The organism is Neolewinella maritima, assembly GCF_923081025.1.
Taxonomy (GTDB): Bacteria; Bacteroidota; Bacteroidia; order Chitinophagales; family Saprospiraceae; genus Neolewinella; species Neolewinella maritima.
Genome location: NZ_CAKLPZ010000001.1, coordinates 1,502,033 through 1,525,471, shown reverse-complemented (window position 1 = coordinate 1,525,471; position 23,439 = coordinate 1,502,033). Strand labels below are relative to the sequence as shown.

The following is a 23,439-nucleotide window of genomic DNA, read 5'->3' as shown; positions in this document are numbered from 1 at the left end:
TCTATCCTTCTACCCGAAATCACCGCCTCGAACCAGTGTGCTAGCAGCGATGTGAGCCATTGTTGTTCCCTATTCCTAAACAGCGCTACGGCCCAAACCACACCACTTGTGGAAGCAGGCAACGGCCGGAAAAATTCGTACTGACTTTACCACCTAAATATACCGTACCTTTGCGCGCTCAAACGCGAGCCCTCGCGGAAAACTCTTTGTATGCAATCCATTCGTAACATCGCCATCATCGCCCACGTCGATCACGGCAAGACCACCCTGGTGGACAAAATGCTGCTAGCCGGTCAGCTCTTCGGCGACCACGAGCGGCCCGGCGACCTGATCATGGACAGCAACGACCAGGAGCGCGAACGCGGCATCACCATTCTGGCCAAGAATGTCTCGATCAACTACAAGGGGACCAAGATCAACATCATCGATACCCCCGGTCACGCAGACTTCGGTGGCGAGGTGGAGCGGGTACTCAACATGGCCGACGGCGTACTGCTGCTCGTAGATGCCTTCGAAGGCCCCATGCCGCAGACCCGCTTCGTCATGGACAAGGCCCTGAAGCTCGGCCTGAATCCCCTCGTGGTAGTCAATAAGGTCGATAAGCCTAACTGCACCCCCGAGGAAGTACATGAAATGGTCTTCGACCTGATGTTCAGCCTTGATGCTACGGAGGAGCAGCTCGACTTCCCCACCATCTACGGCTCGGCCAAGAACGGCTGGATGAGCGAAGACTGGCGCAAGGAAACCGATAACATCCTTCCCCTCCTCGATGCCATCCTGGAGCACGTGCACCCACCCGAGATCCCCGAAGGCAACACCCAATTGCTGGTCACCAGCATCGAGTTCAGCAAGTACATCGGCCGCATGGCCATTGGCCGGCTCAGCCGAGGCACCCTCAAAGCCAACCAACAGCTTACCCTCATCGGCCGCGATGGCACCGAAACCAAGGCCCGCGCCCGCAACCTGTATGTTTACGAAGGCTTCGGTCGCGTGGAGGTCGACGAGGTTCAGTCCGGCGATATCTGCGCCGTCTTCGGTGTAGAGGGCTTCGAGATCGGTGACACCATCGCCGACGGTGAGGAGCCGGAAGCGCTGCCCACCATCGACATCGACGAGCCCACGCTGAGTATGGTATTTACCATCAACGATAGCCCCTTCTTCGGTAAGGAGGGTAAGTACGTCACCAGCCGCCACATCAAGGACCGGCTGACCGCCGAGCTGGAGCGCAACCTCGCCCTGCGGGTAGAGGATACCGACAGCGCGGATAAGTTCCGCGTATTCGGACGGGGCGTAATGCACCTCTCGGTACTCATCGAGACCATGCGCCGCGAAGGATACGAACTGCAGATCGGCCAACCCCAGGTCATCGTCAAAGAGATCGACGGCGAAAAGCAGGAGCCCGTGGAGGAACTGACCGTGGACCTACCCGACGAAATGTCCGGTACGGCCATCAATATGATCACCCAGCGCAAGGGCATGATGCTCAGCATGACACCGAAGGGTGAGCGTGTTGTACTGGAATTCGAAATTCCCAGCCGCGGCATCATCGGCCTTCGGTCCAATATGCTGACCGCCACCCAGGGTGAGGCTATCATGACGCACCGCTTCAAGGAGTTCCAACCCCACAAAGGTGAAATTCCCGGTCGTCTGAACGGCTCCCTGATCTCCATGGAGAATGGCAAGGCCATCCCCTACTCGATCAATAACCTGCAGGATCGTGGCCGCTTCTTCGTGGACGCTAACCAGGAGATCTACGAAGGTCAGGTCATCGGCGAGAATAGCCGTGCGGTCGATCTCGTGATCAACATCACCAAGACCAAGAAACTCACCAACATGCGCTCGTCGGGCAACGACGACAAGGCCCGCCTGGTCCCCCCCCGCAAGTTCTCGCTGGAAGAGGCGCTGGAATACATTCAGGCCGACGAGTACGTAGAGGTCACCCCGGAGAGCCTGCGCTTACGCAAGACCCTGTTACGGGAGGCCGAGCGCAAGCGCGGTGAGAAAATCTATAACTAGGTATAGACCTCCGAACGAACCGGCCACTGAAGCACTTCAGTGGCCGGTTTTTTTTTGCTGGTAGCGGACCAAGTCCCGGCGTATTCCAAGCTTCTATCCGGCGGCGGCTTACCTTGAGGAGTCACGCTATGACTTACGTACTTCGTCTACTTTTACTGCTGCTACCCCTTCTGAGCTATGCGCAGGAGCCGCAGTGCACTGGACCGAGCTACGCCCAGTTGCACGCCGATCCAGCGGGTCAGGACGTACGTATGACCTGCCTGATCGACTACCGGCAGGGTTCCGCATCCGGCAGTATGCTAGCCGGTGGTATGATCGGCGGCGACGTGTACCTCTCCCGCCGAGACCCCAGCGGGGCGCGCGTATGGGAAGTATCCTTTCCCACGGGCAGCGAGAGTACCGAACTGTCTACGCTCAATGCACTATTGGTCGATCCGGATGGCATGATCGCGGGTGTAGGAAGTGTATTCCGGTCCGGCGAGCAGTTTGCCTATCTGTTTCGCTACGACCCGCGGGCCGGTCAGCTACTCTATCTGCGCGAAGCCACCTTCTCCAGCGATCCCAATACGCTGCTGCTGGACGCCCGCGGAGACTACCTGGTGACCGGTGCGCGCCTGGGTGAACGGGCACCGGAGTTTTTACGTGGCTACCAACAGCATCTCGACCGGCGGACCGGTGAACCCCTAGGGCCGGCGGCCCTTCTCGATCTTGATGGCGACGAACGGCTGTTCGATGCCGTCCCCCACCCCGGCGGCGGACTGGTCGTGACCGGGCAGGCCGTGCGCGGCGGCGGCGCCGGAAGTGTACGCACCGTAGTCTCCCGGATGGGCGAAGCCGGTGACCTGTCGCAGTCCGTCACGGGCTTTGCGGCGACCGGACGAAATGCACGCGTTTTCGGCTACGATGTGGAGGTGATCGATCAGACCATATACGTACTGCAGTGGGCCGATCTGGATACCCTGACCGGCTCCATCGGCACCGCACCCTTCCTGTCTGCCTTCGATCTGGAGCTCAACGTGCTCTGGACCAAACGACTCGACGTACAGGACTACGATGGTGAAGTAGGTATCGAACTGGAGCCCCACCAGGACGGTCTGCTCATATACGGCTACGCCTTCGGGCGTGCCCGTAACATATTCCTGATTCATACGGACCTACAGGCCAGGGTACGCTGGGCTAAATCCTACCTGTTTCCCGGTCGGGTACTGCTATATCCCCGGGCCAACCAGCAATTGCTGCCCCGCCCTTCCGGTATTGCGGTTGCCGCGACCTACACCTTCAACGGACAGCGCAGCCACGAGGGACTGGTCTTGCAATTGACGCCGGACGGAGCCTCGCTTAGCAAATGCGTCACGGTGGGCGATCTTGACGTGGCCATCAGTGACCCGGTTTCCGTATGGCAACCCGCTATACTTCGCAGATCCTCATTGGCAGTAACTAACATAGGACTACCACTGAGATTATCTTCTTCGTTGGCGCTTGCCGTTACGGATGATTGTGACATTCCCTGCGACAACTGCGAGCGCCAGTCCTTTACTACCCAGTCCATTTGTGCGGGCGACTCCGTTCGGCTATACGGCGTGTGGCGCAGTCGCCCGGGGATCTATCGCGACACACTGGTCTCCGATACCCTGGAATGTGATTCGATCACCGCTACCGAATTACTGCTTCAAAGTGGTCCAGTAGCCAGCTACCGTCAGGTACAGAGTTGCGGATTGCCTACTGCGGAAATCCGCGTTGAAGTGACCGGCGGAGTGCCGCCCTACACCTACGTCTGGTCCGATGCGTCCATTACGGGTAGCGAGCCGGTGCTTTCCCCTGGTTCGTATTCAGTTACCATCACCGATTCGCTAGCCTGCTCGCCGACCGTGCTACCGGTCGTTGTCGATTCCGTCGAGCAGACCTTCTCGCTAGATATTTTACCCCCGTCCTGCTTCGGCACGCGTACGGGGAGCGTACGGCTACTTCCCGCCGGCAGTGGGTCGCTGAAGTTGCTTAGAGATTCGACCTTCACCCCCGACAGCCTCACAAATCTGGCAGCTGGTAATTATGGACTGATCGTACGTACGCTAGCGGGCTGCGAAGTATTCCGCGAGCTCGTCGTGCCCGCTGCCGATACGGTTGACGTACGTATCGTGGGACCGCAGCGGGTCGAAGTCGGCGCAGCTGTGGCCTACACCGCTCAGCCTATCGGTTCTACTCCAGTCGGAAGCTACCTATGGGATCCGGCGGAGCGGCTGAGTTGTACGACCTGCCCCGCACCGGTGGCCAGACTGTTCCGAGATACGGTGATCAGCCTGCAGATCACGAACCTGGATGGCTGCATTGCCACCGATAGTTTAGTGGTGGAGGTGCTACGCGGCGCACCGCGCGTATTTATTCCTACTGCCTTCAGCCCGAACGGCGATGGGCAGAACGATAGCTGGATACCTGGCTTGGGTCCGCAGGTAGCGGGCGTTGACAGCTGGCGGGTTTTTGACCGTTGGGGAAGCGAGTTGTGGGCTTTCGATCCGGCAAACGGACGACCGTGGACGGGCGGGGACGCGCCTGCGGGGGTATACCTATATACGATGACGCTGCGCTTGCTGGACGGGCAGCGTACTACCCGTTCGGGTACGGTAACGCTAGTGCGCTAGCTGACGTACGATCAATTCGCTCAGATCGTACACCATGACCTCTTCCTGCTTCTCCCGGCTAGTGACACCATCGGTCATCATCGTAAGGCAGAAGGGGCAGTTAACGGCGATGACATCGGCGTTCAGGCTCAGTGCCTCATCCGTACGCTCGGTATTGATGCGCTTTTCGCCCGGCTCGTCTTCCTTCCACATCTGTGCTCCACCCGCGCCACAACAGAGTCCGTTCTGCCGGCTGCGCTTCATTTCTACCAGCTGACCGTCGATCGATTCAAGTACCTGACGGGGGGCTTCATATATCCCGTTGGCCCGACCCAGATAGCAACTGTCGTGGTAGGTGATGCGCTTCCCCTTGAAGCTGCCACCCTCGGTCATCTTGATCCGGCCGTCGTCGATGAGTTGCTGCAGCAGTTGGGTATGGTGCACGATATCGTAGTGCCCCCCCAGCGCCGGATACTCGTTCTTGATCGTGTTGAAGCAGTGTGGACAGGCCGTCACCATCTTCTTGACGCCGTACATATTCAGCGTCTCGATGTTCTGTAAGGCCACCATCTGGAACAAGAACTCATTGCCGGCACGTCGGGCGGGGTCGCCGGTGCAGGCCTCCTCATCGCCCAGGATAGCAAACTCGATACCCGCTGCGTTAAGGATCTCGGCAAATGCACGCGTCACCTTCTGCGCACGGTCGTCGAAGGAGCCGGCGCAGCCTACCCAGAAAAGGATCTCGGGGGTCTTGTCTTCGGCGGCAAATTCCGCCATGGTCTTTACGGTCATGGTATTAGTCTTCCGGGTATATCACAATGCACTAAAGCTCCTATTGGGTAGTCTTAACGCACTTACGTGCAGCGTTTAATCTTGCTCGATCCAGGCGGTACGTGAATTCGAGACGCTCCAGGCGCGCTGCTGGTTTTCGATGCTATTGAATAGTGGCATCCAATCGCTTGGCCCCTTGGCTTCGGTGAGGATTTCGTGCCGCCGCAGTTTGTTGATCATTTCCAGGGGATTGATCAGAATGGGGCAGGCTTCCACACAGGCATTGCAAGTCGTACAGGCGTGGATCTCTTCCCGTGTGATATAGTCCCAGAGGTTGCGGCCGTCATCGAAGTTGTCTACGCTGAGTACACCTTCATTATTCGGTGCGTACTCGGTATTGCCGGAGCGGATCTTATTCCCGATCTCTTCGGCCCGATCGCGCACGTTCATGACGATCTTGCGGGGGCTGAGCTTCTTGCCCGTGATATTGGCGGGACATACAGAGGTACACCGCCCACATTCGGTGCAGGAGTAAGCGCCGAGAATGTCGATCCAACTCATCTCCGTCACATCGTCGGCGCCGAACTCAGGCAGCGGTGCGTTCATATCGGGTTCCGGGGCATTGGGGTCACCGAGGCCCATCATGGACTTCACCTCGTTCATTACCTCCGGCATATTAAGCATCTCACCGCGGGGCTTGAGGCGAGCAAAGTAGGTATTGGGGAATGCCAGTAAAATGTGGAGGTGCTTGGATTTGGGCAGGTAGTTTAAAAAGACGAACACCATAGTGATGTGCCCCCACCAGCCTACACGCTCCAGGATATGGAGGGTCGAGGCATCCATGCCGCCGAAAAGCACGGGACCGAGAAAGCCGCTCACCGCGAAGTTCGTAGCGCGGTAGTGATCGGGGTCTAGGTCCTGCAGAACGACATCCGTACCGTTCATCGTAAAGATGCAGGCCAGCAGGATCAGTTCGAATACCAGGATGAGGTTAGCGTCCAGTTTAGGCCAGCCCTGCATTTCCGGCTTATGGAAGCGGGGAATGAACAGCACGTTACGCCGCACCAGGAAGATCACCGTAGCCACGAAGGCTAGTATACTCAGTAACTCGATCGCACTGATGATCCCATTGTACATGCCGCCCAGTGGCCCCAGAAACCAGCGGTGCACCCCGAAGATGCCATCGATGAAGATTTCGATCAACTCGATCTGCGTAAACACGAAGGCCACGTACAGCATCAGGTGCAGCACGGCCGGAATGAGCCGCTTGAACATCTTTTTCTGTCCGAAGGCTACTAGCAACATATTCTTCCAGCGCGCAGTGGCCGGCCCGGTCACGGCCTCGTCCTTACCCAGCAAAATATTGGCGCGCACTTTACTGAACTGGAAGTAGGCGAACCCCAGCGCCAGCAGGGCCACTACCGCAAAAACGATCGACTGTAGCATGCAGTAAAGGTAACGGGGCGGGGTGGCCCCACAAAGGATCGCTAGCGAAATTTCGCAAACTGTCAACTGTCTGCACCCGCGGCCCCGCCCGCTTTATATTTGCGCGCTTATGCAACACGTCAATGTATTCAAATTCGGTGGCGCCTCCCTGAAGGATGCCCCCGCCATCCGCCACGTCGGTAACATCCTGAAGACCTTCGCCCAGCAGCCACTGGTCATCGTCGTCTCCGCCATGGGGAAGACCACCAATGCGCTGGAAGATGTGGCCCACGCTTACTGGCACGGCCGGCCGGAAGAAGCTCGCGGCAAGCTAGACCGCATTCACGGAGAGGCTACCGCAATCATCGACGCGCTGTTTCAGGAGGTGCCGGAGGAGCTTACCGTAGCGGTTAACGACCTGTTCGTGTCCGTCGAGTGGGCCCTCGAAGAAAGCCCCAACGCGGAGTACGACTTCGACTACGATCAGATCGTCTCCCTGGGCGAACTGCTCAGCAGTCACATCGTAGCCAGCTACCTCACCCGCATCGGGCTACCCAGTAGCTGGCTGGATGCCCGCGACGTGATCCAGACCGACAATACCTTCCGCGAGGGCTGGGTCCGCTGGCCCGAGACCACCGAGCGCGCCGAACGCCTCCTTCCCCCCCTGCTGCAGCAGACCAAGTTCGTCGTCACCCAGGGCTTCATCGGCAATACTAGCGAGAACTACACCACCACGCTGGGTCGCGAGGGTTCCGACTACTCGGCCGCCATCTTCAGCTACTGCCTGGATGCTGAAGCCATGAGCATCTGGAAGGATGTACCCGGTGTACTGACGGCCGACCCGCGCATCTTCGAGAACGTCAGCAAGATCGACCGCATGAGCTACCGGGAGGCCATCGAGATGACCTATTACGGGGCTAAAGTGATCCACCCTAAAACCATCAAGCCGCTACAGAATAAGAGCATCCCGCTCTACGTACGCTCCTTCCTGGAGCCGGAACTGGAAGGCACCTTCGTCACCGACGACGCCGGCGATGCCTATCCCCCCATGGTTGCCGTAGAGCGCGAACAGGCCCTCATCAACATCAGTACGCGCGACTTCAGCTTCGTAGCCGAGCACCACATCAAGGAGCTCTTCGAGCACATCACCACGACCCGCCTGCAGGTCAATATGATGCAAAATACCGCCATCAGCTTCAACGTAGTGGTCAACGACATCGACGACCGCGTACAACGCTTCTGTACCCTGGTCGACGATCAGTTCAAAACCACCGTAGACCGTAACCTGGAACTTATCACCGTGCGCCACTACACCCCGGAAGTAGTAGAAAGCATGCGTCGGGGCAAGGTCAATCTCCTGGAAGGACGCCTACCCCTCACCCTCCAAATGGTGGTAAAGGACGTACCGGTGATGCGTCGCAAGGACGGGTAGTTAGTACTACCCCAGGTCACTCGTGATCAGCTTCAAGAATTCATTCCGCGTGCGTTCGGCCTTGAATGCTCCGGTGAAGGCCGAGGTGGTGGTGACGCTGCTCTGCTTCTGCACGCCGCGCATCATCATGCACATATGCTGGGCCTCGATGACTACGGCTACGCCGAGCGGATTGAGGGTGGTGTGGATGGCCTGCAGCACTTGATCGGTGAGCCGTTCCTGCACCTGGAGCCGTCGACTGAATACTTCAATGACCCGGGGGATCTTACTCAGTCCCACGATATAGCCGTCGGGGATATAGGCGACGTGCGCTTTGCCAAAGAAGGGCAGCAAGTGGTGCTCGCAGAGGGAGTACAGCTCGATATTCTTGACGATGACCATTTCGGAGTAGTCCTCGGCAAACATGGCGGAGCGGAGGATATTCTCCGCGTCCAATTCGTAGCCCTGGGTGAGGAACTGCATGGCTTTGGCGGCGCGCACGGGAGTTTTGAGGAGGCCTTCGCGGTGGGGGTCTTCGTTGACTCCGGCGATGATCTGGGCGTAGTGGTCGCTGAGGACCTCGGTGGTGGTCTCGTCGTACGTAACGGCGTTGGTAAAGGGCATAGCTTAGTTTCTTCCCGCCGGTCCGTAGTAGTCGGCGTAGATGTTTTCGGTCTCGTAAAGGCGGACGCGGTAAAGGGTAGAGCCGGCGGCGGCGATCTCCGCCTCCAGGTGCTCCCAGATCTTCAGGGTAAGGTTTTCCGTGGTGGGTTGAATGCCCTTGAACCAGTCAATATCCAGATTGAGGTTTGAGTGGTCCAGCTGGTCCACCACTTGCCGTTTCACGATGGTCGATAGCACCTTGGCGTCCATCACGAAGCCGGTCAGCGGATCGGGGGTACCACTGACGGTGATGCGCAGGTCGTAGTTGTGGCCGTGCCAGTTGTGGTTGGCACACTTGCCAAACACTTCCTTGTTGCGCTCATCCGACCAGTCCGGATTAGCGAGCTTATGGGCAGCATTGAACGTCTCTCGGCGGGTCAGGTAGTGCATCGGGTGGTGGGGTAAGGCGGGCAAATGTAGTTATTCACCGCGCAGGTTCAGGTGGCGCAACTTATCCAACAGCACCGCTACCCGCAGGTTGAGCCGTGCGCCGGCATCGAAGTACTGCCCGTCGACGAGCAAATGGCCGTCTTGCCGTACCACATTTCCCAGGGTCGTGTAGGTCACCGCACCGGCCGGTTGCAGCACGTTTTTCCAGTACAGCGTGCTATCGGTAAGGGCAAATCCTTGTTTCCCATTACCCAGCAAGCTCTGGTCGCAGATAAATAACAATCGTTCATCCCGTCCCGCCCGCAGGTAGGTCTGGGTGGCGTTACGCAGCACCTTCTGCGGGGTGGTCACGAAGTCGGTATACACCGTCTCGGTCTCCTGGTCCATATCGAGGTAGTCGAGTACGAGTTGAAACAGGTCCACCTGCGCCCAGTCCACACTTTGGTAGCGCAGCAGGCGTTGCGGCAGGGCTCCGGAATGCAACGCCGCACTGGTTTCTACGACAAAGTACTCCACCAGTCCGGCCAGCACGCTGTCGCGTCGACGGTTGGCCCTACGCCGCTCCGGTTCCTGCTGCATGTATTGCGTCAGACTGCGCAAACTGACATCACGAATCTGGCGAAATTTTTCATCCCCGCAATACACCGCCAGGTAGTCCCTCAGTTTATCGGCACCGAAGTAGGCCGTCAGGCGATCGCCCAGCAGGTCCTCGAAGGCGGTCCGTACATCGTCCATGGTGAGCTCCGCTTCGGGCGGCGGCGGGGCGGCAGGTGCGGGCTCTTCGATCTCCCGAAGCTCCAGTACCTCATCCTGCTGCAGCGCCGTACCACAGTTGGGGCAAAAGCGGGCGGCCGGTGGCAGGTCCGTCCCACAGTTGAGGCACACCGGCTCCGGCACCGAAGGTTCAGCGGGCGGGGCCGCGGGTGCGGAGGACGGAGCGGCGGCGAAGGCGAAATCAAAGGCAAAGGCAGGTTCCGAATCTTTCGCTTCTTCGGTAGGCGCCCCGTCGGTTACTTCGTCTGCCTGATCACTGCTAGCGTCCACCTCCTGCGGGTTATAGGCTCCTACGACCTCGAAGGGAATATCCGGCTGACGCTCCGACGGCTGATCCGGCTCGGGTTCGGTGGCTGATTCATCGGACGGGGTGGAGAATAGATCAGTCGTCACTAGATTTTTTTTTTGCGCGGTACCGGCGGCAGCCTGTTCCTCTTTCCGGGCCTTCGCTTTGGCGATGAAGTCCTCGAGGGTGGACCGCTGTTCGTCGTCGAGAAAGGAATCGGCGGGATCGAAGGGGGAGTCAGTCTCTACGGTCAGCGAATAGTCGGGGAGTTCGTCGCGGTAGGGGGCATCCGCTTCAGTGGGAAACGTGTAGTCTGACACTACTGGTGATTCGGGGGGTTCCTGATACGTGGAAGTAGCCTCTGCAGCCGCTGGTGTTTCCACTGCTTCACGAATCATGAGGATGCGATCGATGGCGTAGTCACCCGCTGATTCTCCGGTGTCGGTGAAATCATGCTTAGCAAAGAATGCGATGGCCCGTGCATTGTAGGCGCGTACAGCCAGTTGTATGCCCTGGTACGGTCCTACTTCCTGAAGGGCCTCTTTGAGCAGGCCCTCCCCTACCCCCTTGCCCCATTCACTACGGCGTATGATGAGTTGGGTAACGGTAGAGTACTCTCCGGGGTTTCCTTCGAGAATAAGGTAGCCGGCTAATGATCGCCGTCGCTCGTCCCAGGCCGTGAACACGCTGTACTCCGGTTGCTCTAGGGCGGTGAGTACCTGCGTAGTTGCCTGCGCTACCATGGCGTCGTTCTCAGCCTGCTGCTCCTCGGTGAGGCCGGGCACGTCGAAGGCGGGAAAGATGGCCTGCCAGACAAAAGTTTCCAGGTGGGTGAAGTCGCTTTCCCTGCCGGGGCGGAACTGCATAGGCTGAAATTGAGGATAGTGGCTAGAATACCGATACACCCGCCCTCTTGTTTATTCATTGCACTGGCGACCGCGCCCGGTGTGTACCGATACCGTGGCGTGCTTAGAGACGAATGCAATACCTTCGCGGCGTGCCCGATACGCGTACCATACACGATGCCGCACGCTTTGCCCTGACGGTAGAGCGGCTCTGCCGTCACCTTATCGAAGAGCACGGGGATTTCAGTCAGAGCTGCCTCATCGGTATTCAGACCGGCGGGGTGCAACTGGCCCGCCGGCTGCACGATCGTCTGACGGCCCTGGGTATCGTGGATCTGCCCTTTGGCAAGCTCGATATCACCTTCTACCGCGATGACTTTCGGACGAAAGTAGGACCGATGACGGCCCACCCCACCGAGATCGACTTTCTGGTGGAAGACAAGCGGGTCATCCTGGTGGACGACGTCTTGTTCAGCGGGCGCACCGTACTGAGTGCGATGACGGCTCTGAACCACTACGGCCGTCCGGCTGCCGTGGAGCTACTCGTGATGGTCGACCGGCGGTTCCGGCGTACGCTACCCGTGCAGGCCAACTACCGGGGGCTGGTGGTGGATACGCTGACGGATGAATACGTGGATGTGCAGTGGGCTGAGTCCCACGGCAGCGATCAGATCTTACTTACCGGTTCCTAATCACAGCAATGGCGTCCGTTCAGCAACTTTCTACCAAACACGTCCTGGGCATCAAGTACCTGACGGCCGGCGACGTAGAGCTCATTCTGGACACGGCCCGGGAGTTCAAGGAAGTGATCAATCGGCCGATCAAGAAAGTCCCCAGCCTGCGCGATATCACCATCGCAAATCTCTTCTTCGAAAACTCCACCCGCACACGCATCAGCTTCGAGCTGGCCGAAAAACGCCTAAGTGCCGACACCGTCAACTTCAGCGCGTCAAGCTCCTCGGTCAAGAAGGGTGAAACCCTGCTGGATACAGTCAATAATATCCTGGCCATGAAGGTCGATATGGTCGTGATGCGCCACCCGGCTCCGGGAGCCCACCACTTCCTGGCCGGCAAGATCGACGCTAGTATCGTCAATGCCGGCGACGGGACCCACGAGCACCCCACCCAGGCGCTTCTGGACGCCTACTCGATGCGCGATGCGCTGGGCGGCAACCTGATCGGCAAGCGGGTCTGCATTTTTGGCGATATCACCCACTCGCGAGTCGCACTGTCTAATATCTTTTGCCTGCAGAAGCTGGGGGCGAAGGTACGGGTGTGTGGACCGCCGACTCTGATTCCCAAGCCCATTGGTAGTCTGGGCGTAGAAGTGAGTTACGACGTACAGGACAGCCTGCAGTGGTGCGATGTAGCTAACGTGCTGCGTATTCAGCTCGAGCGGCAGGACACTAAGTACATTCCCAGCCTACGGGAATACAATCGCCATTTTGGCATCACTACGGCCCGCATGGACCGGCTCGACAAGGAGATCGTGATCATGCACCCCGGCCCCATCAACCGCGGCGTGGAGATCGACACTGCGGTAGCCGATAGCAAGCACAGCATCATCCTACAGCAGGTCGAAAACGGCGTTGCGGTGCGTATGGCGGTCCTTTACCTGCTCGCGGCGCGGCGCAACGAAGTCTAGCCAGTGATATACCACCTGGTCCGCCCGGTAGCCCGCTACGTGCTGCGCTACTATTACCGTAACATCGACCTGACCGGACTGGAGAATATCCCACAGAACGCCGCCGTAATCCTGGCTGCCAATCACCCTACTGCCTTTATCGAACCCTGTCTGCTGGCCTGCTTTCAGCCGCGGCCGCTGCACTTTCTGGCTCGGGGCGATTTGTACAAGAACCGCGTGGCTAGCTGGCTACTCCGTGCACTCCAAATCTTGCCCGTGTACCGCCTCAAGGATGGGGGCTACCAACAGTTGACCCGTAACTACGCCACCTTCCAGGAATGCTATGACGTGCTGAGTCAGCAGCAAGCGCTGATGATTTTAGCTGAGGGAAGTTGTGTACACGAGAAGCGACTCCGCCCCCTGCGTAAGGGCACGGCGCGTATCGCCCTAGGCGCCCTGGATCGAGACCCTTCGCTGAAGGAAGTTTACATCGTACCCATCGGGGTCAACTTTACCGCGGCCGAGCGGGTGCGCAGTGACGTGATGATTCGCTGCGGCAAAGCGATCCACGCCCGGCAGTTTATGCAAGCCTACTTAGCTAACGAGGCGCGGGGTATTCATGCGCTGACCGAAGCCCTGACATCGGCCCTCAGTGAGCTGGTTATTCAGTTGCCGAACGCGGCTACCGATACCAACTATGAAGCGGCTCTGCAGGCCGTACAGAGTGTAGTACTGGGTCGATCTGCCCGGGGGGTCACGACTTCAGGAGCAGCCCTGGACCTGAGCTTGCGGACGGTAAGGCGGTACGATCCGATGGATCAGCGCATCCCCGATTTTAATGCGCAGCTGCGTAGTGAGGGGCTACATCCGCAGGATGTACTAGCTGCTACTGAGGACACCACCAGTTCGCCCCGTTTGCTGCTGCCGGCGGCACTCCTATTGCTCCCTCAACTCCCCCTGTGGGGCCTAGCAGAACTGATCGCCCGCACAGGTCCGAAGACCATCGAATTCTATAGCCCGGTACGCTTTGCCGTGGTGGCCGTGGGTACGCTGCTGTATGTTCCCCTCGTGCTGCTCCTTCCGTGGTACGCAGCGGTATACCTATTGGCCAGCGCAGCAACGACCACCTGGTGCATCACGCAGGTCGAGGAATGGCTAGCCTGGACCCGTGCGAAGCGTGCCCGACGACTGGGCCGGAAACCGTACGACAAGTTGCGTACGCTGGTCTCTCACCTAATTAAGTAGCATGTTGTCGAACACCTTGACTACATCGAACTTGGCTTCATGGTCCTCGACAAACTTGAGGTGGGTAGGTGAGACCTGGTAAGCATCGTGCCCGGCTACGTCGTCAAACCACAGGACCAGCGAGTAGTCGAAGCTATTGTCGACCACCTCGCGCGAGGGTGTAGCGGCCGGAGCACCGACGAACGCGCGGCGCACGGACGGGGCGGCCTGCAGGCTCTTCATGCCGGCCTCGAAGGATGCTAGTTCCTCGGCGGACAGGCCGTCCTTCAGCCAAAAGTAAACGGTATGTGCCATGCCTGGCGTGGAGGGGGTAGCCATAGGGGAAGTAGATTGGGCGGTATTGACGCTACAGGCGGGCAGTAGCAGGCCGAGAAACAACAGGCAGGTCAACCAAAGGGTACGGTGCATCATTCTTGTAGCTTAGTGACGGGCCAAGATAGTTTCCGTAGCTCAACCTTCGTCTATGACCATCATCATTATCGCCCTGACCGTGTTGATCAGCTGGCAAGCCTTTAATAATCCGGCCCTGAAGGCACAGCTTCTTTTCGTACCTGCGGCGGTGAAGGAGCGCGGGGAATACCATCGGTTCCTGACCCACGGCTTCATTCATGCCGACTTCCAGCATCTGCTCTTCAATATGTACGCCCTATACATTTTCGGGGGCTCCGTCGAGTACGTGTTCTCGGAGTACCTGTTCGGCCCCACGGTGGGCAAGGTGGCCTACTTACTCTTCTACCTCGTAGCCATTGTGGCAGCTAGTGTGCCCGACTTCCTGCGCCACCAGGATAACCGCATGTACGCCAGTCTGGGCGCATCCGGCGGCGTGGCGGCCATCATCTGGCCCTACGTGATGCTCGACCCCTGGAACTGGTTCATCTTCCCTCCGCTGCCGGCCATCCTCTTGGGTGTCGGTTACATCGCCTACTCCAGCTACGCCGATAAGCGGGGCGAGGGCAACATCGGTCACAACGCCCACCTCTGGGGAGCTGTATTCGGACTAGTAGCCTACTCCGTATTGGTGCTCGCCTTCGAACCCGCCCTGATGCAGTACTTCCTGCAGGAGCTCATGACCCCGCGCGGACCTAACTTTTAGCTTACCTTTGCCGCCCTTTAGCAAAACCAGTCTAGCTATGGGATTAAAGTGTGGCATCGTAGGTCTACCCAACGTCGGTAAGTCGACCCTCTTCAACGCGTTGACCTCGGCTAAGGCCCTGGCCGCCAACTACCCCTTTGCTACTAAGGACCCCAATCTGGGTGTCATCACCGTGCCCGACGAGCGGTTGGACAAGCTGGCCGAGCTGGTGAGTCCCCAGCGCATTATGCCCACCACCGTCGACATCGTCGATATTGCCGGACTCATCAAGGGGGCCAGCAAGGGCGAAGGACTGGGTAACCAGTTTCTCGGAAACATCCGGGAGACCGACGCGATCCTGCACGTCGTCCGCTGCTTTGAAGATGACAATGTCGTTCACGTTGACGGCAGCGTGGATCCCGTGCGCGACAAGATGATCATCGATACCGAGCTCATCCTCAAGGACATCGAAACGGTCGAAAAGAAGATCGAGAAGTTCCGCCGTACCGCGAAGAGTGGCGACAAAGAGTCGAAGCGTATCGTCGAAGTCGGCGAAGCTCTACTGGCCCATCTGGAAAGTGAAAAACCCGCCCGCACCTTCGAGGCTGAAGAAGACGATCAGGCGATGGTCCGCGAGCTCATGCTGCTGACCGGCAAGCCCATCCTGTACGTCTGTAATGTAGACATCGACAGCATCGACGACGGCAATGCCCACACCGAAGCCTTCCGTGCCGCCGTGGCTGATGAAGCGGCCGAGGTCATCCTGATCTCCGCAGGCATCGAAGCCGACATAGCCGAACTGGAAACCAAAGAAGAGCGCGCTGAATTCATCGAAGAGATGGGACTCACCGAGCCTGGGGTCAACAAGGTCATCCGTGCCAGCTACTCGCTGCTCGACCTGGTCACCTACTTTACTGCGGGAGAAAAGGAGGTACGCGCCTGGACCATCCGTAAGGGCACTAAGGCGCCCGGAGCGGCGGGGGTTATCCATACCGACTTTGAAAAAGGCTTTATCCGTGCCGAGGTCATTCACTACCCCGATTACGTGGCCTTCGGCTCCGAGTCTGCGGCCCGCGACAACGGCAAATTAAACGTGGAAGGTAAGGAGTACGTCGTAGAGGATGGGGACGTGATGCACTTTCGGTTTAATGTGTAGACGGCCGGAGGCCGGTTAGACCGCTTCGCGGGTAGATCGCCTTCGGCTTGGTAGACCCCTTCGGGGGTAGATGGCTGTGCGGGGGAGTAAACCGGTGGGGATTGGATGGGTTAGGGGGTAAATATCCCTGACCATGTCTGAGCAACTGTACCTGATGGCTCATTTTGAGCTGAACACCCCCGATGAGTTTGCACCCACGTTTGCGGAGCACGCCAAGGCTAGTCGCGCGAAGCCCGGCTGCCTGTTCTTCTACCTGATCCGCGACCGCGACAACAGCGCCAAGTTTGCCACCATGGAGTGCTGGGAAGACTACAGCTACTTCGAGCAGCACGTAGCCGACGACGAGCACACCACCTTCCACGCTAAGATCAAGCAGGTCTGGAAGGGCGAACCCAATGTCATGGAATGTGACCTGGTGATGGGAATGGAGTAGGTAGTTCTGTAGTCTGGTAGTTCGGTATTTCTGTAGTGCCTGTACTACCAGCCTACAGAACTATTAAACTACTCCCTCTCCCCTACCCTCTGTTTACGATAGCGTCCTGGTGGTCGATACTTTCCTGGTGGATGGCGCGGAGGTAGGCGTTCATAAAGTCTTCACTCAGGCCGTGGGCGCTGCCTTTCTTGCTGGCTTCGGTGATGACCTCTTCCCAGCGGTCGGACTGCAGGACGGCGATGTTGCGTTCGGCTTTGAACTCGCCGATCTGGTCGGATAGCTTCATGCGGCGGCCGATCATACCGATGAGGTCGGCGTCGATCTCGTCGATCTGGCGGCGGAGCTCGGTGAGGGGTTCCATTTCTACTTCGTCGACGGTGGGCTTGCGCAGACGGAGGTTCTGGAGGAGCTCGCCGAATACCTGGGGCGTGATCTGCTGGGCGGCATCGGACCAGGCTTCGTCGGGGCGTGGATGTACCTCGGTCATCACGCCATCGTAGTTGAGGTTCAGGGCTTCTTGGGCCACTTCGGCTAGCATGTGGCGGTTGCCGCAGATGTGGCTGTTGTCTACTACCATCTGGAGATCGGGGAAGCGGCGCTTCATCTCGATGGCCATCTGCCAGCGGGGTACGTTGCGGTAGATGGTCTCGCCGTGGTAGCTGAAGCCGCGGTGGATGAGTCCGATGCGGGTGATGCCGGCCTTGTAGATGCGTTCGACGGCACCGATCCAGAGCCCCAGGTCGGGATTGATGGGGTTCTTGATCATGATCGGTACGTCAGCTCCACTCAGTGCGTCGGCTACCTCCTGCACGCTGAAGGGATTTACCGTGGTGCGTGCTCCGAGCCAGAGTACATCGATACCCGCCTTGAGGCAGTCGTAGACGTGGCTGGCCTTAGCTACCTCGGTGGTCGTGCGCAGACCGGTCTCTTCCTTGACCCGCTTGAGCCACGACAGACCTTCCTTGCCCACACCCTCGAAGCTCCCGGGGCGCGTGCGTGGCTTCCAGATGCCGGAGCGGAAGAGATCCACTTGGTTCAGTTTGGCCAGGTCCTTGGCGCACTGCATGACCTGTCCTTCGGTCTCGGCGCTACAGGGTCCGGCAATGACGACACCCCGGCCGGGCGTGGGGGTGATGACCTTCTTGATCTGCATGTCCATGGTGAGTTACTTTAGAATTTTTTCAATTTGATTGGCGCGTTCAATTCGGGCGTGGAAGCCCTCGAAGTCGCGTTTAATGAGTTGAGTCCGGAAGCGGGATAGCTGCTCGATGTGTTCGTCTAGCACGTCTAGCACATGATCACGGTTCTGTCGAAAGATCGGTACCCACATATCGGCCGAGCTTTTCGCCAGGCGTACGGTGGATCCGAAGCCGGAACTGGCCAGCTCGAAGATCCGCTGTTCGTCTTTTTCCTTTTCCAGTACCGTCAGGGCCAGTGCAAAACTTGCGATGTGTGAGATGTGGCTCACGTAGGCGCAGTGCAGGTCATGCGCGCAGCGGTCCAGGTGGGTAAATCGCATGCCCGCGCTACCGAATACGCGTTTAGCCGTATCGACTGCGTCCGGAGCACTGTCCTGGGCATCCACGATCACGCAGGTCTTACCGGTGAATAGATTCGGCACGGCTGCCTCCGGCCCGCTGAACTCCGTGCCTGCCATCGGGTGACAGGCTACGAACCGACCGCGGTTCGGGTGATTCTTCACCAGTTCCAGTAGGGTCTCCTTGGTGGAACCTACGTCAACGAGCGTTTGCTGCGCCCCTACCCGGTCCAGCAGATCAGGCAGTAGGGTGAGCATGGCATCCATGGGCGTAGCCAGTACGATGAGCTCGCAGGCTGACAGCGCTTCACCGAGCGGTAGGTCCTCATCGATGAGGCGGCGGCGCACGGCTTTATCGAGATTAGCCTGACAGGCATCTATACCGATGACATGGCTAGCTAGCCCACTCTCCTTGAGGCTAATGGCGAGCGAGCCGCCGATGAGTCCTATGCCGATGATGCCGACGATCATTGCCCGTTTGCTTTACTGCGCACCTGCGCGCTGCCGCCCAGTCGGTCGAGTGCCTCCTGGAGTACCCCGACCGGACTACACAGGCTAATGCGTACATAGTCTTCTCCCGCCGTACCGAAGATGCCGCCCGGGGTGATGAATACGTCGTGGTCGTAGAGGGCGCGGTCGCAGGTGCGATAGCCATCGGTACCGGCCGGGGTCTTGGCCCAGACGAACAGTCCGACCTGATCGCGCTGGTAGGTACAGCCCAGGGTATCCATGATTTGCAGGGCGACAGTGCGGCGCTGTCGGTAGGTGGTGTTGAGCTGATCGTACCAGTCCTGGCCCAGGTCGAGCGCAACCGTAGCGGCGCGCTGCACGGGCAGGAACATGCCACTATCCATGTTTGATTTGAAGCGGAGTACAGTCTGTAGGTAGGCCGCGGCACCGGCCAGAACGCCAACGCGCCAGCCAGCCATATTCTGCGCCTTGCTGAGGCTAGATAACTCCAGCGCTACCTCGCGTGCACCCGGCACGGCTAGCAAGCTCTGCACGCTATCGGTGAGGATGAAGGCGTAAGGATTGTCGTTGACCAGTAGGATCTGATGCTCGCGGGCAAAGGCGATCAGGCGGGCGAAAAAGTCCGGCGGGGCGGCGGCACCCGTGGGCATGTGGGGATAGTTGATCCACATGATCTTTACGCGGCCGAGTCCCTCGGCGGCCAGCGCGTCCAGATCGGGCAGCCAACCCTGGTCGGCACGCAGGTCGTAGGTCCTAGCCGTACCGCCGGCCAGTTCGGTAGCGGAGCGGTAGGTGGGGTAGCCGGGATTGGGGATGAGAACTTCGTCGCCCGGATTAAGAAACGCCATGCTGATGTGCATGATGCCCTCCTTGCTGCCCATCAGGGGGAGCAGCTCGGTGGCGGGGTCCAGGTCGACATGGAAGAAGTTCTGGTACCAGGTGGCGAACGCCTGCCGTAATTCGGGGCAGCCGGTGTAGGGCTGGTAACCGTGGGTGTCACTCCGGCCGGCTGAGTGCGTAAGTGCGGCAATGACTTCGGGAGCGGGGGGCAGGTCAGGACTCCCTATACCCAAATTGAGTATATCCTTACCCCGGGCGCGTAGCTGCGCGATCTCGCGCAACTTGCTGCTGAAGTAGTATTCCTTGGTGTCGCCCAGGCGGTCGCTGACGGGAAGGATAGGGGTAACGGTGGCCGGTGAGGTCGTCATCATAGCATCAGGGTTTTTGGCCGGCGGTATAGATGCCCAGCACGCGGAGTTCCTGGGTAATGGGACGAATACCAGCCAGCGCCTCGGTCACGGATACCGTACCGTTGAGCATAAAATCCACGTAGAAGCGGTACTGCCAGGGGCGACCGATGATGGGCGTACTCTGGATCTTGGTCAGGTTGATCTTGTAGGCATCCAGGACCATCAGCACCCGCGAGAGGCTACCGGCGGCATGGCTTACACTGAAGCTGAGGCTCACCTTGTCGCCGCTATCCTGATCGGTGTCCCGGCCCTTGCGCAGCACCAGGAAGCGGGTGTGGTTAAGTCGGTTCGTTTCGATGCCTTCGGCCAGGATGTCTAGTTCATACAGCTCGGCCGCCAGGCTGTGGGCCACCGCGCCGCGACTGCGGTCCTCGCTCTGCCGCACGTGCAGTGCGCTCAGGGCGGTATCGGCGGATTCTACCAGTTTGATCTTGGGCCAGGCATGGAAAAATTCACGCACCTGCATGAGCGCAATGGGATGTGAGTACACTTCCCGCAACTCGTCGATCGCCACGCCGGGCAGGGCCATCAGGTTCTGGCGGATGCGTAGGTATACCTCGGCGGTGATGCGCAGATCGGAGCGTTGCAGCAGGTCGTAGTTGGTCATCAGGCTACCGGCCAGGGTGTTCTCGATGGCCATCAGGGCGGTGTCGCTCTCGCCGGACTCCACCTGCTCGATCACTTCGGCGAAGGTGTGGCCGGGTACGGTGATGACCTCGCGATCCTGGAAGTGCGCCCGGGCGGCGGCCTCGTGGAAGGCACCGGCGTAGCCCTGGATACTGACGCGTAGGGGGGGTGAGAGTACTGGCGGCGGGGTCATTGGAAGATGGGGTGAAATAAAAAAAGCGGTGCCCGTAGTATGGGGGACCGCCGTTGTCTGTCATTCTAGTGTACGCAGCTCGGTCCCTACTCGCGCAGGTAGTAAAAGCTAAACCAGAAATAAACTGTGCTTGGGTGCATGGTCCGACAAAGCTAGCGTATGGGATTGGATTCGCAAAATGTTGTCATAGCAAGGGGGGGAGGGGCCTACGGCCTTAGATCGCCTTCGGCTCGGTAGATCGCTTCGCTCGTTAGACCGCCTTCGGCGGGGTAGACCCTTCGGGGTAGACCGCTGCGCGGGTAGATCGTGTGCGGCGGGGGCGTGGTGTATCTTTGCGCGCTAATTGCGAACTATGCGTATAGGAATTTTTATTACCGCGGTGCTGCTCTGTTGGGGCTGTGGGCAGGACGGGGGCACCAGCTTCCGGGCCCTGGATCTTACGGAATACAATATACCGGTCACCATACAGGCGCCGGACAGCGCGCGGGTGGTAGCGGGCAAGCTCAGTGGCATCATCGAGGATGTGACGGTGAAGAGTCCGGCCGACCGCTATGCGGTGCAGATACTGGCCAGTACGGCGGCAACGAACGATATGACGCGGCTGAAGGCGACTGAGCTAGAGGCGGTGCGTGATAATCGCTACTTCGAGCGTATCGTAAGTGAGGATCCCGCAGGTTTCATCTTCGAGAACAAGATCGATACGACCTCCGCCTTTGGGTTCCGGTACATCGTCTACCAGGGCGACCGGGAGATCGTGTTCCAGAACACCTTCGATGGGGTGTATACGCTGGATGAGACCACGGCCATGTACAACAGTGTAAAGCCGACCGAGTAGATGAATATCGCACTGATCCTGAAGGGCATGGCTATGGGTATTGCCGAGGCGATCCCGGGCGTGAGCGGGGGTACCATCGCCTTTATCACGGGCATCTACGAACGCCTGCTTCGGGCCATCGGGGCCATCCTGGGCACTAAGGTGGCCGGCACCTTCCGCAGGGAAGGCTTCAAACCCGCCTGGCGGGAGGCCGACGGAGGCTTTCTGTTGCAACTCGGCGGGGGGATGGTCATCGGTCTAGGTATAGCGGTGGTGGCTATTACGGCCCTGCTGCGCGACTTCCCTACGGTGGTCTGGGGCTTCTTCTTCGGTCTCATTATTAGCTCGGCGATCTACGTAGGCCGGCAGATCAAGGGCTGGGGACCGGCCACGGTCGCCGTCCTCGTAGGGGGAGCAGTTGTCGCTTATATGCTTACTACGATCAATCCCCTCGGGGGCAGTGCATCGCCCCTGCTGGTCTTTTTATCCGGCTCGATTGCTATATCCGCCCTCATCCTGCCGGGTGTGTCCGGTAGCTTCATCCTGGTGTTGCTGGGTATGTATACGGTAGTCTTCGGCGCGGTACGTGGCCTGGCCGAGGGGCAGGATGGCGCACTGTTGATCGTCGCCTGCTTCGCGGCGGGTTGTTTGGTGGGCCTGGCGCTTTTCTCCAAGCTACTTACCTGGACCTTCCGCACCTACCCCAATCGCACCTTCGCCCTGCTGACCGGCTTCATGATCGGCTCGCTCAACAAGCTCTGGCCCTGGCGCAACGCCATCACTACGCGTGTAAACAGCGGCGGCGAGGAAGTACCCGTCCTGGAAGCCAATGTGTTGCCGGCACAGTACCTGGGCGGTGAGCCCTATGTTGTAGCTGTACTAGTAGCTGTAGTAGTCGGTCTGGCCGTAGTATTCATGCTGGAGGCCAGCGCTACCCAAAAGGTACAGGAGGGCGCGGACGCAGGTGCAGGAGACATCACCTGATACGCGCTCCCGTCCGGTAAAGCCCTTCTCCTACCCCCCCCTGCACCGGCGTACGCGCCCCTACCCTTCTATCCATATGCCTACGTATGCCCTGCTCGGCTACCCGCTTACACATTCCTTTAGCCGGACCTACTTCACCAAGAAGTTTGCTTCGCTTGGGCTGGCGGATACGCATCGGTATGTGAATTTTGAACTACAATCAGTGAATCAATTAGAGGAAAAGCTGGATGAGTATAATGATGTAGCGGGGTTCAACGTGACGATCCCCCACAAGCGGGCAATCCTTTCACTGCTCGATGCGATCGACCCCATCGCGGCGTCCATCGGAGCGGTCAATACGGTGATCGTTCACGATGGTAGGCTTACGGGCTACAACACAGACTACCTAGGCTTTCGGGATGATCTGCTGGAGCAGTTGGCAGCACGGGGAAGGAATTTACCCACAGAAAGCAAAGCCCTCATCCTGGGTACCGGGGGTGCATCGCTCGCCGTAGCAGCTGCACTGGATGATCTGGGTATAGAGCATTCGTTTGTTAGTCGCAGTGCAGGTGCAAATCGCCTGACGTATGACGCTCTTAGCGGTGAAGTGCTGCAACAGTGTCGACTACTGGTGAATACCACGCCACTCGGTATGTACCCGAACGTGTCGGCGGCGCCGTACTTGGATTACGGAGCTTTAACCGCTGAGCACTTCTGCTACGACCTTACGTACAATCCGCCGGAAACAGCCTTCATGCGCCGTGCTAGGGCGGCCGGGGCCGGGGCCGCAAACGGGCAGGGCATGCTCGTCAAACAAGCTGAGGCGGCCTGGAAGATTTGGACCGCGGAATAAATGCG

Annotated in this window: 22 protein-coding genes; 12 read left to right on the top strand and 10 right to left on the bottom strand. The window is 58.9% G+C overall.

Annotated features, from left to right (window positions below):
- Positions 1-210: 210 nt before the first annotated feature.
- On the top strand, positions 211-2,016 hold the full coding sequence (gene typA / locus MJQ68_RS06295; protein ID WP_238750179.1) for a translational GTPase TypA: 1,806 nt from the start codon (positions 211-213) through the stop codon (positions 2,014-2,016).
- A 128-nt stretch (positions 2,017-2,144) separates the two neighbouring features.
- A complete protein-coding gene (locus MJQ68_RS06290; RefSeq protein WP_238750178.1) occupies positions 2,145-4,652 on the top strand; it encodes a T9SS type B sorting domain-containing protein in 2,508 nt (835 codons plus the stop codon).
- On the opposite strand, the gene MJQ68_RS06285 is transcribed toward MJQ68_RS06290, so the two are convergent.
- Positions 4,641-5,423 carry a (Fe-S)-binding protein gene (locus MJQ68_RS06285; RefSeq protein WP_238750177.1) on the bottom strand — a complete coding sequence of 261 codons (783 nt, stop codon included), beginning with the start codon at positions 5,421-5,423 and terminating at the stop codon, positions 4,641-4,643. The genes MJQ68_RS06290 and MJQ68_RS06285 overlap by 12 nt on opposite strands.
- 75 nt (positions 5,424-5,498) lie before the next feature.
- Positions 5,499-6,848 carry a (Fe-S)-binding protein gene (locus MJQ68_RS06280; protein ID WP_238750176.1) on the bottom strand — a complete coding sequence of 450 codons (1,350 nt, stop codon included), beginning with the start codon at positions 6,846-6,848 and terminating at the stop codon, positions 5,499-5,501.
- Positions 6,849-6,957: 109 nt separating this feature from the next.
- Between MJQ68_RS06280 and MJQ68_RS06275 the strand changes: the two genes are divergently transcribed.
- Positions 6,958-8,259 (top strand): aspartate kinase, encoded by a 1,302-nt coding sequence (locus MJQ68_RS06275; RefSeq protein ID WP_238750175.1) that lies wholly within the window; start codon positions 6,958-6,960, stop codon positions 8,257-8,259.
- Positions 8,260-8,265: 6 nt separating this feature from the next.
- Here MJQ68_RS06275 and folE read toward each other — a convergent pair whose 3' ends face one another.
- Genes folE through MJQ68_RS06260 form a run of 3 tightly spaced genes read right to left on the bottom strand, consistent with a single transcriptional unit; the run spans position 8,266 to position 11,217 of the window.
- Positions 8,266-8,862, bottom strand: a complete 597-nt coding sequence (folE, locus tag MJQ68_RS06270) for a GTP cyclohydrolase I FolE (RefSeq protein ID WP_238750174.1) — start codon at positions 8,860-8,862, stop codon at positions 8,266-8,268.
- 3 nt (positions 8,863-8,865) lie between these two features.
- Positions 8,866-9,291, bottom strand: coding sequence for a 6-pyruvoyl trahydropterin synthase family protein (locus MJQ68_RS06265; protein ID WP_238750173.1), 426 nt, complete (start codon positions 9,289-9,291; stop codon positions 8,866-8,868).
- Positions 9,292-9,321: 30 nt separating this feature from the next.
- On the bottom strand, positions 9,322-11,217 hold the full coding sequence (locus tag MJQ68_RS06260; protein WP_238750172.1) for a GNAT family N-acetyltransferase: 1,896 nt from the start codon (positions 11,215-11,217) through the stop codon (positions 9,322-9,324).
- A gap of 113 nt (positions 11,218-11,330) precedes the next feature.
- Between MJQ68_RS06260 and pyrR the strand changes: the two genes are divergently transcribed.
- The 3 genes from pyrR to MJQ68_RS06245 are packed head-to-tail and all read left to right on the top strand — an operon-like array spanning position 11,331 to position 14,065.
- Positions 11,331-11,888 carry a bifunctional pyr operon transcriptional regulator/uracil phosphoribosyltransferase PyrR gene (pyrR, locus tag MJQ68_RS06255; RefSeq protein ID WP_238750171.1) on the top strand — a complete coding sequence of 186 codons (558 nt, stop codon included), beginning with the start codon at positions 11,331-11,333 and terminating at the stop codon, positions 11,886-11,888.
- Positions 11,889-11,896: 8 nt separating this feature from the next.
- The gene (locus tag MJQ68_RS06250) at positions 11,897-12,841 is read left to right on the top strand and encodes an aspartate carbamoyltransferase catalytic subunit (RefSeq protein WP_238750170.1); all 945 of its coding nucleotides are present in this window, start codon (positions 11,897-11,899) and stop codon (positions 12,839-12,841) included.
- 3 nt (positions 12,842-12,844) lie between these two features.
- The gene (locus MJQ68_RS06245; RefSeq protein ID WP_238750169.1) at positions 12,845-14,065 is read left to right on the top strand and encodes a lysophospholipid acyltransferase family protein; all 1,221 of its coding nucleotides are present in this window, start codon (positions 12,845-12,847) and stop codon (positions 14,063-14,065) included.
- Here the strand turns inward: MJQ68_RS06245 and MJQ68_RS06240 are convergent.
- Positions 14,054-14,476, bottom strand: a complete 423-nt coding sequence (locus MJQ68_RS06240) for a Dabb family protein (RefSeq protein ID WP_238750168.1) — start codon at positions 14,474-14,476, stop codon at positions 14,054-14,056. The genes MJQ68_RS06245 and MJQ68_RS06240 overlap by 12 nt on opposite strands.
- Before the next feature lie 52 nt (positions 14,477-14,528).
- Here MJQ68_RS06240 and MJQ68_RS06235 point away from each other — a divergent pair, with 52 nt between their 5' ends.
- The 3 genes from MJQ68_RS06235 (at position 14,529) to MJQ68_RS06225 (ending at position 16,726) form a co-directional block, all read left to right on the top strand.
- Positions 14,529-15,158 carry a rhomboid family intramembrane serine protease gene (locus MJQ68_RS06235; protein ID WP_238750167.1) on the top strand — a complete coding sequence of 210 codons (630 nt, stop codon included), beginning with the start codon at positions 14,529-14,531 and terminating at the stop codon, positions 15,156-15,158.
- Positions 15,159-15,195: 37 nt separating this feature from the next.
- The gene (ychF, locus tag MJQ68_RS06230) at positions 15,196-16,293 is read left to right on the top strand and encodes a redox-regulated ATPase YchF (RefSeq protein WP_238750166.1); all 1,098 of its coding nucleotides are present in this window, start codon (positions 15,196-15,198) and stop codon (positions 16,291-16,293) included.
- 133 nt (positions 16,294-16,426) lie between these two features.
- Positions 16,427-16,726, top strand: coding sequence for a putative quinol monooxygenase (locus MJQ68_RS06225; RefSeq protein WP_238750165.1), 300 nt, complete (start codon positions 16,427-16,429; stop codon positions 16,724-16,726).
- Positions 16,727-16,808: 82 nt separating this feature from the next.
- On the opposite strand, the gene MJQ68_RS06220 is transcribed toward MJQ68_RS06225, so the two are convergent.
- From MJQ68_RS06220 to MJQ68_RS06205, 4 genes are read right to left on the bottom strand one after another with little or no spacing between them, the layout of a single operon-like run.
- On the bottom strand, positions 16,809-17,885 hold the full coding sequence (locus tag MJQ68_RS06220; protein WP_406612733.1) for a chorismate mutase: 1,077 nt from the start codon (positions 17,883-17,885) through the stop codon (positions 16,809-16,811).
- A 6-nt stretch (positions 17,886-17,891) separates the two neighbouring features.
- Positions 17,892-18,734 carry a prephenate dehydrogenase gene (locus tag MJQ68_RS06215; protein WP_238750163.1) on the bottom strand — a complete coding sequence of 281 codons (843 nt, stop codon included), beginning with the start codon at positions 18,732-18,734 and terminating at the stop codon, positions 17,892-17,894.
- The gene (locus MJQ68_RS06210; protein WP_238750162.1) at positions 18,731-19,945 is read right to left on the bottom strand and encodes a pyridoxal phosphate-dependent aminotransferase; all 1,215 of its coding nucleotides are present in this window, start codon (positions 19,943-19,945) and stop codon (positions 18,731-18,733) included. Before MJQ68_RS06210 ends, MJQ68_RS06215 begins: the two co-directional genes overlap by 4 nt.
- A gap of 4 nt (positions 19,946-19,949) precedes the next feature.
- Complete coding sequence (locus MJQ68_RS06205) at positions 19,950-20,804, bottom strand: prephenate dehydratase (RefSeq protein ID WP_238750161.1); 855 nt, start codon at positions 20,802-20,804, stop codon at positions 19,950-19,952.
- A gap of 352 nt (positions 20,805-21,156) precedes the next feature.
- Between MJQ68_RS06205 and MJQ68_RS06200 the strand changes: the two genes are divergently transcribed.
- The 3 genes from MJQ68_RS06200 to MJQ68_RS06190 all read left to right on the top strand — a co-directional run bounded on the left by MJQ68_RS06200 (position 21,157) and on the right by MJQ68_RS06190 (position 23,434).
- Positions 21,157-21,639, top strand: coding sequence for a hypothetical protein (locus MJQ68_RS06200; protein WP_238750160.1), 483 nt, complete (start codon positions 21,157-21,159; stop codon positions 21,637-21,639).
- On the top strand, positions 21,640-22,602 hold the full coding sequence (locus MJQ68_RS06195; protein ID WP_238750159.1) for a DUF368 domain-containing protein: 963 nt from the start codon (positions 21,640-21,642) through the stop codon (positions 22,600-22,602). It begins immediately after the preceding gene.
- Between the two features lie 76 nt (positions 22,603-22,678).
- The gene (locus tag MJQ68_RS06190) at positions 22,679-23,434 is read left to right on the top strand and encodes a shikimate dehydrogenase family protein (RefSeq protein ID WP_238750158.1); all 756 of its coding nucleotides are present in this window, start codon (positions 22,679-22,681) and stop codon (positions 23,432-23,434) included.
- Positions 23,435-23,439: the final 5 nt, after the last annotated feature.

What these genes read in the sequence shown, in the direction of transcription:
- typA (WP_238750179.1), top strand. Translation starts at nt 211, where the DNA reads ATGCAATCCATTCGTAACATCGCCATCATCGCCCACGTCGATCACGGC.
- MJQ68_RS06290 (WP_238750178.1), top strand. Translation starts at nt 2,145, where the DNA reads ATGACTTACGTACTTCGTCTACTTTTACTGCTGCTACCCCTTCTGAGC.
- MJQ68_RS06285 (WP_238750177.1), bottom strand. Translation starts at nt 5,423, where the DNA reads ATGACCGTAAAGACCATGGCGGAATTTGCCGCCGAAGACAAGACCCCC.
- MJQ68_RS06280 (WP_238750176.1), bottom strand. Translation starts at nt 6,848, where the DNA reads ATGCTACAGTCGATCGTTTTTGCGGTAGTGGCCCTGCTGGCGCTGGGG.
- MJQ68_RS06275 (WP_238750175.1), top strand. Translation starts at nt 6,958, where the DNA reads ATGCAACACGTCAATGTATTCAAATTCGGTGGCGCCTCCCTGAAGGAT.
- folE (WP_238750174.1), bottom strand. Translation starts at nt 8,862, where the DNA reads ATGCCCTTTACCAACGCCGTTACGTACGACGAGACCACCACCGAGGTC.
- MJQ68_RS06265 (WP_238750173.1), bottom strand. Translation starts at nt 9,291, where the DNA reads ATGCACTACCTGACCCGCCGAGAGACGTTCAATGCTGCCCATAAGCTC.
- MJQ68_RS06260 (WP_238750172.1), bottom strand. Translation starts at nt 11,217, where the DNA reads ATGCAGTTCCGCCCCGGCAGGGAAAGCGACTTCACCCACCTGGAAACT.
- pyrR (WP_238750171.1), top strand. Translation starts at nt 11,331, where the DNA reads ATGCAATACCTTCGCGGCGTGCCCGATACGCGTACCATACACGATGCC.
- MJQ68_RS06250 (WP_238750170.1), top strand. Translation starts at nt 11,897, where the DNA reads ATGGCGTCCGTTCAGCAACTTTCTACCAAACACGTCCTGGGCATCAAG.
- MJQ68_RS06240 (WP_238750168.1), bottom strand. Translation starts at nt 14,476, where the DNA reads ATGATGCACCGTACCCTTTGGTTGACCTGCCTGTTGTTTCTCGGCCTG.
- MJQ68_RS06235 (WP_238750167.1), top strand. Translation starts at nt 14,529, where the DNA reads ATGACCATCATCATTATCGCCCTGACCGTGTTGATCAGCTGGCAAGCC.
- ychF (WP_238750166.1), top strand. Translation starts at nt 15,196, where the DNA reads ATGGGATTAAAGTGTGGCATCGTAGGTCTACCCAACGTCGGTAAGTCG.
- MJQ68_RS06225 (WP_238750165.1), top strand. Translation starts at nt 16,427, where the DNA reads ATGTCTGAGCAACTGTACCTGATGGCTCATTTTGAGCTGAACACCCCC.
- MJQ68_RS06220 (WP_406612733.1), bottom strand. Translation starts at nt 17,885, where the DNA reads ATGGACATGCAGATCAAGAAGGTCATCACCCCCACGCCCGGCCGGGGT.
- MJQ68_RS06215 (WP_238750163.1), bottom strand. Translation starts at nt 18,734, where the DNA reads ATGATCGTCGGCATCATCGGCATAGGACTCATCGGCGGCTCGCTCGCC.
- MJQ68_RS06210 (WP_238750162.1), bottom strand. Translation starts at nt 19,945, where the DNA reads ATGATGACGACCTCACCGGCCACCGTTACCCCTATCCTTCCCGTCAGC.
- MJQ68_RS06205 (WP_238750161.1), bottom strand. Translation starts at nt 20,804, where the DNA reads ATGACCCCGCCGCCAGTACTCTCACCCCCCCTACGCGTCAGTATCCAG.
- MJQ68_RS06200 (WP_238750160.1), top strand. Translation starts at nt 21,157, where the DNA reads ATGCGTATAGGAATTTTTATTACCGCGGTGCTGCTCTGTTGGGGCTGT.
- MJQ68_RS06195 (WP_238750159.1), top strand. Translation starts at nt 21,640, where the DNA reads ATGAATATCGCACTGATCCTGAAGGGCATGGCTATGGGTATTGCCGAG.
- MJQ68_RS06190 (WP_238750158.1), top strand. Translation starts at nt 22,679, where the DNA reads ATGCCTACGTATGCCCTGCTCGGCTACCCGCTTACACATTCCTTTAGC.